The sequence below is a fragment of the Leptospira hartskeerlii genome, assembly GCF_002811475.1.
GTDB classification, from domain to species: Bacteria; Spirochaetota; Leptospiria; order Leptospirales; family Leptospiraceae; genus Leptospira_B; species Leptospira_B hartskeerlii.
In genome coordinates, this window is record NZ_NPDL01000003.1 from 418,329 (window position 1) to 430,663 (window position 12,335).

Sequence of the window (12,335 nt, forward strand, 5' to 3'; positions counted from 1 at the left end):
CATCATGGAACTGACTTCTGCGATATTATTCGGATCTTTTTTAAACGGGTTAACAGGCTCTTTTCATTGTTTGGGAATGTGCGGACCTTTAGCTGGGAGTTTAAATCTTACAATTTCTCCGGCCGACAAAAAAACAAGTCCGGTCCTATTACAAATTTTGTATAATCTGGGAAGATTGGTCTCTTACACTTCTATCGGATTAGGTTTTGGATTTTTAGGAAAAGTAACAAACCAAAGCCTTTCTCTATTACTTCCTGCTCAAGAGTTTGCGGCCTGGCTCGGAGCCGTATTTATACTGCTCTTTGGAGTTTCAATTCTCATCCAAAAGGATTGGACTCAAAATAGATTTTTCTCCAAAGTATTTTCGAAGGTTGGATCCAAACTTTTAAAATTCAGAGAGAATAAGAGCCCAAGTTCTCGCTTAGCGATCGGATTTATGTTCGGGATGCTAACAGGATTTTTACCTTGTGGGATCTTATATCCCGCGTTCGTAATGGCATTCGCGACAGGTTCGCCCTTGTTCGGCGCCCTTAGTATGTTTTTCTTCTTTTTAGGGACTTTTCCCCTACTTTTCGGATTCGGATTAGGATTCAGAATGATCTTGGCAAAATTCGGAAAAGATAAACTCAAACTCGCAGGGTTTGCGATCATTCTTCTTTCTATTTCCTTAATGTTATTCAGAATGAATCATATTCATAACCATTCTGAATCCGGAGAAAAAATGGAAGAAGGCGGCGCTCATCACCACCATCACTAAATCTTAAAATTCGGAGAATTCCCTGGATCTTTTCTCAGGGAAGAGATACCATTTCTGTATTGCTTCTGAAACTAGAAACCACTTGCTACTATCTTCAAAATGACTGGGGGATCCCGGCACAAAATAGACTTTTTTGATAGAAGTCTCAATTTTAGAAAGGACGGAACGATTCACTATTCTACCCGTAAAATCGAGTTCACCTAAAATATTCAATACGGAAGTATTCAAAAACTTACCGCTGTATTCTTGAAGACCATTTCCTATTAGTATGAGACTTTCCACCTGAGTATCCGCGTTTCCAGCAGCACGGAACATTCTACTCGCAATTGAAGAAGAACCGATATAAGAAATTTTCAATGAACTTGCGCCTTCGATATTTCTGATCTGCTTAGTGATCTCGGAAAGGCGATCCGACAGAAGATTGACATCGGAACGATTGGCGTGGATCTCTCTTTCTTCTTGGGTCAATAGACCTTTTAGAAAAAGAGTGGCCACTCCCCTTTCATTAAGGAAATTCCTCATCTTAGAAAATCGATCCGTAAATTTGTCGTCCTTTTCATCCAAAACCAGAACTGCTAAAAATACAGCCTGGCTAGGAATAAAAAGTTCTCCTTTTAGTTGGACCCGATTTACCTGAAAGTCTAGAGTGGTTTGAATATCATACCGAACCATTTTATAAAACTTTAATTTTAGATTTAGAAAATGTTCGGAAGTTTAATCCAATAAACGAAGAAGAGCCTCTTCATTTTTGATCACTATTTTTCTTTTATCTATCTCCACCCAACCTCTGCTTTTAAAATCAGCCAAGGCGCGCACCAAGGTCTCTGTAGTCACTCCGATCATGGATGCCATGATCTCGCGAGTGAATGGAAGATCTTCTTCCGAGTCTTGGGATTCTGATAATTGTAATAAAAATTCTGAAAGTTTCGCGTGAACTTGACGAGTTCCCAGAGAATAGATCTTATTCTCCGCTTCCACCGCCTCGATAGTCACTTGTCTAAACACCGAGTTTTGGAATTCGGAATCTGAGTTTAATAGTCTTCGAAGTTCTTCTTCTTCCACAAAGAGTACTGTTGATTCAACAAGTGCGACTGCATGGTGCAAAAAATTCCCGCCGATGGCAGCGTCTCTGATCCCTACCCAGTTCCCTGGATGATAAATTTTGAATGTATGCTGTTTTTCTCCGGAACCGGAAGTTCTATAAGATCGGATGGAACCGGTCTCGACTATATAAAATCCGTTGGCCTGTTCCCCTTGAGAGAATAAGATCTCGTTTTTGGAAATCTTCCTACGGGTAAAATTAAGTTCATGGTGGAGAAGGTTTTCTTTTGGAAAAATTTCCCTTGGTAAAACTCGGTGTGTCTCAGTTTCGATTTTTACTGCGCTGGTCATGTTTTAAGTCCCTTTTCTATCTCGATGTTCTTACCATACGCGAGAAAGAAGCAAAGGTCAAGGGCCGGTGGGAGATCCTACCGATTGGGGTGATTTCCTGCGGATTTCCAGGGTGAAAATCCGAGGCCCCCAAATCACGGATTATACTTCGAATTCGAAAACTTCTCCTCTTTCCGGGATCTTAGTTTCCCAGCCATATACATTGCGGATCCGATTCCCCAGAAGCCTACTTGCGTCCTCTTCTCCATGCACAATAAACACTTCTTTAGGCGGGGTTTTGATCTTGGATAACCAATTGATGAGCTCAGTTTGGTCTGCGTGAGCAGATAAGCCGTCTATATTCTGAACGTCGCATCTAACTTCGTGGTATTTACCTCGGATCTTGATCTCAGTGTCTCCTCTGAGCAATTTGTTACCTCTTGTCTCCTTTGCTTGGTAACCAACGAATAATACTAAAGAATTAGGATCCCCTAAAGAATGTTCTAAATAGGAAAGAACACGACCTCCGGTGGCCATCCCACTTCCGGCGATCACAATTTTAGGACCTCTTTTGCTCACTATTTTTTTGGTTTCGGAAGATTCAGTAATACAAATTATATCTTCTTTGAGTTCGGCTAATTCGTCTTCTTTAAGCTTATGCCATTCGCTTCCATAAATATTAAATAAATCTAAAACTTTAGAACCCATGGGAGAATCCATGTAGACAGGAATATTCGGGATCTCTCCCTCTTTCATCAATTTCCAGATCAGATACATGACCGCTTGTATTCTCTCTACCGCAAAACATGGAATGATAATAGTTCCTTTTGAAGTGGAGAATTCATGGATCAGTTGCGCCAAACGTTTGATCGGATTTCCTCTGTGTATCCGATTTCCATAAGTGGATTCGATTAGAACAATATCTCCTTCTTCCGGCTTTTCCGGAGGAAATAGAAGTGGGTCCTCGTCTCTTCCGATATCTCCTGAAAAAATAAGTGTCTTATTCCCAATCTTCAATTCAATGAAACTTGCTCCTAAAATATGCCCGTTATATCTAAAACGAAATCGTATATTAGGTTCTAGATCGAACCATTCACCTATTTCTACCGCGTGAAATAGTTTGATTGTCTTTTCTGCATCATCACTATCGTATAAAGGAAAAGCGGGTTTATGTTTGGAATACCCGCCTGAATTTGCAAGTTCAGCGTCTTCTTCCTGTAATTTTGCGCTGTCTCTCAGAACTATATTAGATACTTCTAATGTAGGTTTTGTACCGAATATTTTGCCCCTAAATCCCTTTTTGACGGCTCTAGGCAAATATCCGCAATGGTCCAAATGTCCATGCGTAAGTAGAATATGATCAATTTCAGTCGGAAAAAATTGGTCAGAATCCCAGTTTAGAAGTCTCAGCTTTTTCTCACCTTGGAAAAGCCCACAATCGATCAGTATGGTCTTACCGAATGCTTTTAAAAGGTATTTAGAACCTGTGACAGTTCCTACTCCTCCTAAAAATTGTAAGCTAACGAGACGTTCGTTCTGATTCCCCACTTTATATTCTCCTTTTGGCGCAATTCTTCCTAGTTGCCGCAAAGAGAGAAGGATAATTAAATTTCCATCTTAAGTCAATAGCTTACGGGAAATTCGGGGAAATCAGTTCTTAAACGGCAAAACCACAGGGAGAAATTAGAGAAGTTCCTTGATCTTGGAGATATATTTTCTTCCAACCGGGAGTTGAGTTTCATCATCGTCTTTTAAATGAACCGAATAATTTCCCATATTATCACTTTGTAAATGGGATAACTTTTCCAAGTTGATTATGTATTGTTTATATATTCTCAAAAACTTGCCGGGCGGAAGTTTTTGCTCCAGACTTTTTAAGGACTTGTAAGTCACATATTGTCTTTTTTCCGTATGCACTACGCTGAAATTATCTCGAGAAGAAATATAAGTAATCTCTCCATATGGGATCAGAAAATGATTTTCCTTTTCTAAAATAAAAAGTCCATGCTCGTTAAAAACATTCTTAACGGGTTTTCCCGCTTCATTCCCCAAAATATCCACGGCCCGATCCACCGCTTTAAAAAACCTTTCTTTGGAAAAAGGTTTAAGAAGATAATCGATCACTCCAAATTCGAATGCCTCGATCGCTTTGTCTCTTAACGCAGTAATAAAAATGATATAAGGAGGATTTTCCAGTCTTTCCAAAATATCCAAACCGGAAAGGATAGGAAGATTGATATCCAAAAACGCAAGATGAAATTCCTCATTCTGGAGATATTCCAGAGCTTCTTCCCCATCTTTCGCGACTTTGACTAATTTTAATTCGGGACGGGCTAAACAATAATTAACAAGTAATTCCCTGGTAGGCGCTTCGTCCTCAACGATAAGTGTTTTCCATTCGGCCATATTATTTCTAATTTTTTGCGGCTGTAAAGCTGATCGTGACGATCGCGCCCCCCTCTGGATGATTCTCGATCTTCACTTCCGAACCGTAAAGATAAAATTTTAGACGTTCGGAGATGTTTGCGATACTTCGGGATTTAATATTGGAATCCTTTAATCCTGTTCCATTATCCCGAATCGTCACCATCGTCTTGCCATCTTGTATGGAGGCTTTGACGCTTATCTTTCCCTTCCCTTTTTTATTTCTTAAACCGTGTATGTACGAATTTTCTACCAAAGGTTGAAGGGTCAAAGGTGGGATCAGACATTGCCTGAAACTTCCAGACTTTTCGGATTCGACCTCCAAGAAGTCGGAAAATCTGAGTTTCAAAAGCTGAAGATAATTCTCCATAAACTCCCATTCTATATCGAAAGGAACAAGCTGCTGATTTGCCTGATCCATTAAGAATCTATAATTGTCCGCAAGCATTAGTATTGCCGAATCCGCAAGTCCAGGATTCGTCTGCAAATAAGAATGGATGATACTCAATGTATTAAAAAGAAAGTGCGGACTCATCCTATCCTGAAGGATCTTCAGATTGTTTTCGGTATGTCTAGCCTTGTCTTCCGTTTCTTTTCTTTCGGTGATATCGTTACGGATCGCCAAGTATTGGTAGGGTTTTCCGTTACCGTCTAAAATGGGAGAGATTGTAGTATCTACCCAATAGTATCTTCCGTCTTTTGCTTTGTTCTTTATTTCCCCTTTCCAAATCTTTCCTTTGGAAATAGTTCTCCATAAGTCGGTAAAAAATTCCTTTGGATGATAGCCGGAATTGACTACGCGGTGAGTGTGGCCTAATAATTCGTCTCTGGAATAACCGCTGATATCGCAAAAGTTCTGGTTCACATAGATGATCGTTCCGGCCTTGTCGGTAATCGCAACAATAGAAACCGCATTAAGCGCTGTTTGAAAATCGGAAAGTTCTTTCAAGGAGCTCGTTAATTCTCTTTCGATCTCCTTGGTCCGAGTGATATCCACTCCCACAAACCAACTCGTGGAACCAAAAAGTGGAAACTCCGACGAAATATTAGAAAGAGAAACTAACTTGGATTTTCCTTCTTTGGAGATCAGATCTAATTCCCAATTCTTAAAATCCGAATTCAAAAGTCCCGGATCGAATCCTGAAGATTCACCTTCTCCTCTTCCAGGGATCAAATTTCCAAAGGAGAAATTACTGTCGCTGAGGATCTCTATAAAAGAATATCCCAAAACTCTTTCGCATTCATGGTTCCAGGAAACAGGCCTAAGGTTCTCATCCAAGGAAAAGAAGAGGATAGGCATATTGTCCAAAACGTCTTTCAGTCGCCTTTCATTTCCCATAAATCGCTATATACTCGTAAGTCATCGTTAGATTACTTTTTGCCAGTTCCTATGCAATCAAAATTATGCGGAATACCCTGCAGGTTTGCATTTTCCTTTTAGATGGGGCAGTTTCCCCCTTCGATGGTTGACTCAACTTATAAATTGATCTAAAACTTTATATGAGGAGAATTCCGATGAATAGTATTACAAAACCGACGGATCATTTTTTGAATCTTTCCAATTTGGATCATTTCTTCCAATCCTGGAACGATGTATTGAATAGAAACACTTTACACCATATTCCCGCCGTAAACGTGGTGAAGACCAAAGAAGGATATGAAATGGATTTTGCTGCTCCCGGATTGGAAAAAGGAGATTTTAAGATCGATTTAGAAGGCGATCAACTCACGGTAAGTGCGGAAAAAAAATCCGAATCCAAAATAGAGGAAAAATCCTACAGTAAAAGGGAATATAATTATTCGTCTTTTAGCAGGACATTCAACCTTCCGGATAACGCAATCAAGGATCAAATTTCCGCAAAATATGAGAATGGCGTATTGAAGCTCACAATTCCAAGAAAGGAATTAGAAGCTCCGAAAAAAACCGTAAAGATCGGAGTAAACTGAGAACACCCTTATACGGGCTGAATACCGGCGAATCCATTTCAAGTTCGCCGATTTTTTATCGAATACACTTAAGTAGACATTTCATGACAAACATAACGACACAAGAATCCAAACATTGGTGGCTCCAAATATTAGTCGGAGTTCTATGGATCACGACTGGTATAGTAACCATTCTATTTCCAGGCCAAAGCTTTTTAGTATTAGCCCTCGCTTTTTCCGTTATTTTAGCCGCCACCGGGGCAAGCCATATCATCTTTTCTTTATACAATAGAAAACATACTGAGATATTTATCTGGAATTTAGTCGTAGGGATCTTAGACATTCTGATCGGTTCTCTATTATTCATCCATCCGGAGATCACCGCAGTCACACTTCCCTTCGTATTTGGATTTTTACTGATATTTCGCTCAGTTTCCTTAATATCATTTTCTATAGAAATACGCAGACTCAGGAACTCTCATTGGGGATATGTTCTTGTCTTAGGGATTTCCACGTTCCTTTTTGCGATATTCGTATTGTTCTTTCCTTTGATCGGTATATTCACGATCATATTCTGGACCGGTATCGGATTCTTAGTGTCCGGTTTGGGAAATTTATACCTAGGGTGGAAAGAGTTCAAGATAGAAAGATCTAGATAATAAGTTATTAATATGTTCGGTTTCCGGAAAAATTCCAGGAAACCGAACCAGATCCAATTTTAGGATTTGGACAATTCCAGAATGTCTTCCACTTCTATAGTATTCTTACTATAACCATTTTCACTTGCGCGGATCATGGCAACTGCGAGTTGTTTCAAAGTCGAAACACGTTTCGGGAAAATCGTTCTTAAAATCGGAAAACTCCAGCCAATATACTTATAACCTGATAAAGTATTTTTTGCTCCTGGCGTCGGATGCATATAACCGGGACGGAAATTATATACTTTTGCAAAAGGAAGTTTTAATAGATCATTTTCCGTCTTGCCTTTTACTCTTGCCCACATCGTTTTTCCATTTTCAGTGCTATCTGTACCTGCTCCTGAAATATAAGAAAAACTCATATTAGGATTTAAAGAAGCCAGAGTGCTTGCCACATGCAAAGTTATAGTATGAGTGAGTCTAAAGAATTCTTCTTCCTTTAAGCCTATGGAAGAGACTCCCGAACAGAAAAAGCATGCGTTATACCCTTTCAATTTATCTTTGATCGAAGATATATCCGAAAAATCTGAATGTAAAACTTCCTCAACTTTAGGATGATCTATCCCGTACGACTTTCTGTTCAGCAGAAGTATCTTTTCCACATTCGGATCTTCCAAACATTCCAACAGAACTCCTTCTCCCACCATTCCGGTAGAACCTGTAATGATTACTCTTAATTTCATTTCACAACCTCTATGCTTGCCGTGTTTTCTTCCAGTTGGCTGGATAAAATAGGATCCTCTTTTGAAGATTTATAAGGGAGTTTTGGCCACCAAGCAATATAATCTTTTTGTAAACCTGGCTCTGAACTTTCTCCCGGCTTCGGAGTGATCACTGTAACTCCAAGTTCTTTAGATTTTTCTAAAACTCTTTCTACAGGTTCCGTCCAAGCGTGAGAAGCAAGAGCGAATAATCCCCAATGTATCGGAAGAAGCACTTTTCCTTTGAGTTGAGTATGAGCGATCACCGCTTGCTCCGGTCCTATATGCCAGTCAGGCCAAGCTTGATTGTATTGTCCTGTTTCGATCATAGTAAGATCGAACGGACCGTATTTTTCTCCGATATCCTTCATTTTAGGAAACAAACCCGTATCTCCCGAAAAATAAACCCTATGTTTTGGTCCAAGCAACGCATAACTGGACCAAAGTTTTTTGTCATTGTCCAGAAGATACCTACCAGAGGCATGTCTTGCAGGAGTGCTTACTATCTCAAGGTCTTTGATCTTCTTAGTTTCCCACCAATCCAGCTCTACTATCTTTTCAGTAGGAACTCCCCAGTAAGAAAGGTTCGCTCCTAAACCGAGTGGAACTATAAATAATATGTTTCTATCTTTCAATTTGGAGATAGTCCCCAAATCCATATGATCGTAATGATCATGAGAAATTAATACCGCATCAATCTCCGGGAGATCTTTCAAAGAGATCAAGGGAGGATACCATCTCTTTGGGCCTAACCAAGAAGAAGGTGAAGTTCTTTCCGACCAAACAGGATCGGTTAAGATCCGAACTCCATCCAATTCTATTAAGGAAGAGGAATGTCCAAACCAAGTCACTCTTAAACCGGACTCAGGTAATTTAGAAAATCTTGATTTTTCCACAAAGACGACTGGAACGGGATCTTTGGGACTAACATCCACGCTTTGTCGGAACATACTTCCTACTGCCATCCAAAAATCGTTGATCAGAGGTTGAGGATTTACGAATTGCCCGTCTTTCCATTGGGGCGAGTTCTGCATTCTGATCAGTCTTTCTCCTTTCGCCTGTTTACCCATTGCCTGACAGGTATAAAAAAATGACGCACCCAAAACTAATACTAAGACCGGGAAGAACCATTTTCGAGAATTGTGTATCTTCTTCATTTTATATTATTTCCTCGTTCAGAATAGATCTCCCGGAGATCCGGGCGAATAACATTCTTACATTTTGACAATTTTAATCTAACTTGTCAATTTTTCAGACCTGGGAATCCGGATAAAGTTGACATTTTTTTATAAATTTGTCAAATAATCTTATGACCCGGAAGGTATCCCTCATAGACGAGGAAAGAAAAAAGGAAATTTTGGACGCTGCCTTATATTGTTTTCTTCAATTCGGGTATTCCAAAACTTCCATGGATGATATTGCAAAGCAGGCGAATTTGTCCCGCCCTCTCCTATATTTAAAATTTAAGAATAAAGAGGACCTTTACGAAGGGATTTTCGATTACACATTAGAAGGAAGTTACGAAGAAGCGGAGAAGGTTTTGAATCAAAATATTTCTCCTAAACAAAAGTTGCTTCGTATCTGTGAATTGATACTGATAGAACCTTGGGCCAAAATAGAAGGAAAGCCAATGACTTCTGAATTTTATGAAACCTGTTCTAAATTATCTCCTAAGAGCACTCAAAAATACGAACGCCAAATCATTAAATTCACGGAACAGATATTAGGGGATAAAGAAACTGCAAAAGTCTTTTTCCTGGCCTTAGAAGGACTTTCTGCTGACCTTCCAAAAACGAAAGTTTTACGCAAAAGAGTCGAATTACTCACAGAAAGATTTACGCGTTAAGTTATTTCCCATTTTCAATAATTTTCCGGCCGTTCCGGGTCGAAAATTACAATCATACTACGTCTTAGGATTTAGCTCTTGCCAATAAATCAGGGTATTATAGCCTGCAGCAGACTTTTTGCTAGAATTCGTAATGACTAAACTGAAATTCATCATTCCATCTAATTTACACAGATTTGTCTCACAAAAACTCCTTATATTCTGCCTAGTTTTTTCCTTTGGCAATTGTGAGAGAGCTTCTTGGATCGCGGAAGATTCGATTCTCTCCTTAAACGGAGAATGGGAATTTATCTCCGATAATAACGCAAATCCTGATTTCAAAAAAGGAACTAAGATCACGGTCCCATTTGATTTTAGTTCGAATGATGTTTACCAAAACTTTGACGGGTGTATTTCCATACGTCACGCGCTACCGGAGAAGATTCGCTCGTGGATGAATCAGCAGACCTCGATCGCAATCGATTCAGGCCATAGCTCCGACTTCGCAGAATTTTATCTGAACGAAACTTCTAAATTAGGTCTGATCGGAAAAACAGGAAGAAGAGAACCTTATCTTTCCGGACAAGATGGTAGAATTGTATCGGTACTTCCAGCAGCAGCATTCCGTCCAGGCGGAGAAAATTTTATCTACGCAAAGATCTGCACGATCCCTGGAAAACCATTTCATTGGAGTGGACCCACAATTTCCTTAGGACTTTCAGAATCCATTTTTAAAAAATTCGGATTAGAATTGAGCGTTGCCTTCTTACTCGCCGCGGTTTATATCAGCGTCGGACTTTATCATCTTCTTTTAGCCGTCAGAAGACCAAGCGATATATTCAATTTATATTTCGGACTGTTCGCAATCTTCTTTTCTATATTCCACCTTACCAATAATTCCACTGCAGAGATACTTTTCGGTTCTCACAGGCAATTGCAGTCTAAAGTCGATCAGTTCTCATTGATGATGTTCATCGGAAGCCTTCTTCTATTCATTGCAAGATTCTTCCAGGGAAAACATCCAAAGTTCGCAATATATTCATCAGCCCTCTATGGGATCGTAGGACTTCTGGATATATTCGTAAATCAGTATATTCGAGATTTATTACTTACTATCGTAGCGGGACTCACGGTAGTTTTCGTTCTTCCTTATATCTCCTTCATTACAGGCAGATCAGCCTGGAAAGGGAATTCGGACGCAAGGTTACTTTTAGGCGGAGTAGCACTGATTGCTCTCGGCGGTGTGCATGATTATGCAGTGACTAACAGGTTTATCAATTCTGCGCTAATCATGCCGTTTACATTCCTTGCATTTATCTTAGGGATCGCATTCATATTGGCAAATCGTTTCGTTCGAGTCCACAACGAGGTAGAAGAGTTAAATGCAAGCCTCGAGGAAAAGGTCCGTCAAAGAACGAATGATCTTCAAAAAAGTCTAACCGAGATCAAAGAACTCAAACACCAACAAGATGGGGATTATTTTCTCACTTCTCAGCTCATGCAGCCCTTAGCCGGAAACTACGGACATAGCGATATCGTAAGAGCAGAAATACTCTGTAGGCAAAAGAAAAGATTTCAGTTCCGAAATTGGCAAGGAGAATTAGGCGGAGACTTGTGCGCAGTCTATTCCCTAAAATTAAAAGGAAGACCTGTATTAGTTTTCTTTAATGGGGACGCTATGGGCAAGTCCATGCAGGGAGCCGGCGGAGCTCTTATCATGGGGACCATTTTTAAGACCATAGTCACAAGGACCCAAAATACCGTGGAAATGCAGGAGCTTTTCCCGGAACATTGGCTCAGAAGATGTTACCATGAACTGAAAAGTGTATTCGTTTCCTTTGATGGAAGGATGTTGATCTCGATGGTAGTCGGGATCGTAGATGAAGAATCAGGTCTCATGTATTTCGTAAATGCAGAACATCCTCAAGTAGTGATGTATAGAGATGGAAGAGCAGATTTCTTATCCGAAAATGGAATGTTAAGAAAAGTAGGAGTGGAAGATCCTGAAGAAGTTTTCGTAGTACAAACACTTCAGCTCAAACCGAATGATGTCATTCTAATAGGTTCCGACGGAAGAGACGACGTTCAATTAGGGATCAACGAAGACGGAAACCAGATCATCAACGAAGACGAAAGAGCATTCTTAAGAGATGTAGAAGAAGCTAAGGCAGAACTACTGCAAATAGAAGCGTTGATCCATTCTAGAGGGGATATCATAGACGACCTGAGCCTTGTAAGGATTTCTTATAAGGAAGAGATGACCTCTGTCGCGGATATTCTGGACGATCCATTCCAAAACCAACAAGTGCCTGATGCCATCTCTGAAAAAGCAACTCGCAGAAAAGCGCTTAGAAATGCTGTAGAAGAGAAAGATTATATCTACGTGGGATCGGAAGGCCAGAAGTATCTGGAAAAATATCCGGACGACAGCCCAGTATATCTTTGGGTTTCTTATGCACTCGCAAGACTTGGAAATTACGACAAAGCGATCGATTTCGGAGAAGTACTTCTCATGAGAGATCCGACTCATTCCAAGAATCTGGAACATCTAAGCAAATTACATTACAAAAATGGAAACAAAGTAAGAGCGGAAGCATTATTAGCAGCATCTAAACATAAATTGGATTAAGATC

General features: G+C 39.9%; 12 protein-coding genes. 5 read left to right on the forward strand and 7 right to left on the reverse strand.

The window, feature by feature from the left end; genetic code table 11:
• The first annotated feature begins 4 nt into the window (after nt 1-4).
• Nucleotides 5-757 (forward strand): sulfite exporter TauE/SafE family protein, encoded by a 753-nt coding sequence (locus CH352_RS07350; RefSeq protein WP_100706164.1) that lies wholly within the window; start codon nt 5-7, stop codon nt 755-757.
• Between the two features lie 3 nt (nt 758-760).
• On the opposite strand, the gene CH352_RS07355 is transcribed toward CH352_RS07350, so the two are convergent.
• The 5 genes from CH352_RS07355 to CH352_RS07375 all read right to left on the reverse strand — a co-directional run bounded on the left by CH352_RS07355 (nt 761) and on the right by CH352_RS07375 (nt 5,891).
• Nucleotides 761-1,429 (reverse strand): dienelactone hydrolase, encoded by a 669-nt coding sequence (locus CH352_RS07355; protein ID WP_100706165.1) that lies wholly within the window; start codon nt 1,427-1,429, stop codon nt 761-763.
• Between the two features lie 42 nt (nt 1,430-1,471).
• Nucleotides 1,472-2,149 carry a Crp/Fnr family transcriptional regulator gene (locus tag CH352_RS07360; RefSeq protein ID WP_100706166.1) on the reverse strand — a complete coding sequence of 226 codons (678 nt, stop codon included), beginning with the start codon at nt 2,147-2,149 and terminating at the stop codon, nt 1,472-1,474.
• Nucleotides 2,150-2,290: 141 nt separating this feature from the next.
• Nucleotides 2,291-3,676, reverse strand: coding sequence for an MBL fold metallo-hydrolase RNA specificity domain-containing protein (locus tag CH352_RS07365; protein WP_100706261.1), 1,386 nt, complete (start codon nt 3,674-3,676; stop codon nt 2,291-2,293).
• Between the two features lie 135 nt (nt 3,677-3,811).
• The gene (locus CH352_RS07370) at nt 3,812-4,534 is read right to left on the reverse strand and encodes a LytR/AlgR family response regulator transcription factor (protein WP_100706167.1); all 723 of its coding nucleotides are present in this window, start codon (nt 4,532-4,534) and stop codon (nt 3,812-3,814) included.
• Between the two features lie 7 nt (nt 4,535-4,541).
• Nucleotides 4,542-5,891 carry a PAS domain S-box protein gene (locus CH352_RS07375; RefSeq protein WP_100706168.1) on the reverse strand — a complete coding sequence of 450 codons (1,350 nt, stop codon included), beginning with the start codon at nt 5,889-5,891 and terminating at the stop codon, nt 4,542-4,544.
• Between the two features lie 176 nt (nt 5,892-6,067).
• Here CH352_RS07375 and CH352_RS07380 point away from each other — a divergent pair, with 176 nt between their 5' ends.
• Both CH352_RS07380 and CH352_RS07385 read left to right on the forward strand, forming a co-directional pair.
• Nucleotides 6,068-6,499 (forward strand): Hsp20/alpha crystallin family protein, encoded by a 432-nt coding sequence (locus tag CH352_RS07380; RefSeq protein WP_100706169.1) that lies wholly within the window; start codon nt 6,068-6,070, stop codon nt 6,497-6,499.
• Nucleotides 6,500-6,582: 83 nt separating this feature from the next.
• Complete coding sequence (locus tag CH352_RS07385; RefSeq protein WP_100706170.1) at nt 6,583-7,137, forward strand: HdeD family acid-resistance protein; 555 nt, start codon at nt 6,583-6,585, stop codon at nt 7,135-7,137.
• 59 nt (nt 7,138-7,196) lie between these two features.
• Here CH352_RS07385 and CH352_RS07390 read toward each other — a convergent pair whose 3' ends face one another.
• Together CH352_RS07390 and CH352_RS07395 are read right to left on the reverse strand one after the other, a co-directional pair.
• Complete coding sequence (locus CH352_RS07390; RefSeq protein WP_100706171.1) at nt 7,197-7,859, reverse strand: NAD-dependent epimerase/dehydratase family protein; 663 nt, start codon at nt 7,857-7,859, stop codon at nt 7,197-7,199.
• Nucleotides 7,856-9,034, reverse strand: coding sequence for an MBL fold metallo-hydrolase (locus CH352_RS07395; protein WP_100706172.1), 1,179 nt, complete (start codon nt 9,032-9,034; stop codon nt 7,856-7,858). Before CH352_RS07395 ends, CH352_RS07390 begins: the two co-directional genes overlap by 4 nt.
• Nucleotides 9,035-9,186: 152 nt before the next feature.
• On the opposite strand from CH352_RS07395, the gene CH352_RS07400 reads away from it, so the two are divergent.
• Both CH352_RS07400 and CH352_RS07405 read left to right on the forward strand, forming a co-directional pair.
• Entirely contained in the window at nt 9,187-9,723 is a 537-nt protein-coding gene (locus CH352_RS07400) for a TetR/AcrR family transcriptional regulator (protein ID WP_100706262.1), read from the forward strand.
• A gap of 133 nt (nt 9,724-9,856) precedes the next feature.
• Nucleotides 9,857-12,331, forward strand: a complete 2,475-nt coding sequence (locus CH352_RS07405) for a SpoIIE family protein phosphatase (RefSeq protein ID WP_100706173.1) — start codon at nt 9,857-9,859, stop codon at nt 12,329-12,331.
• Nucleotides 12,332-12,335: the final 4 nt, after the last annotated feature.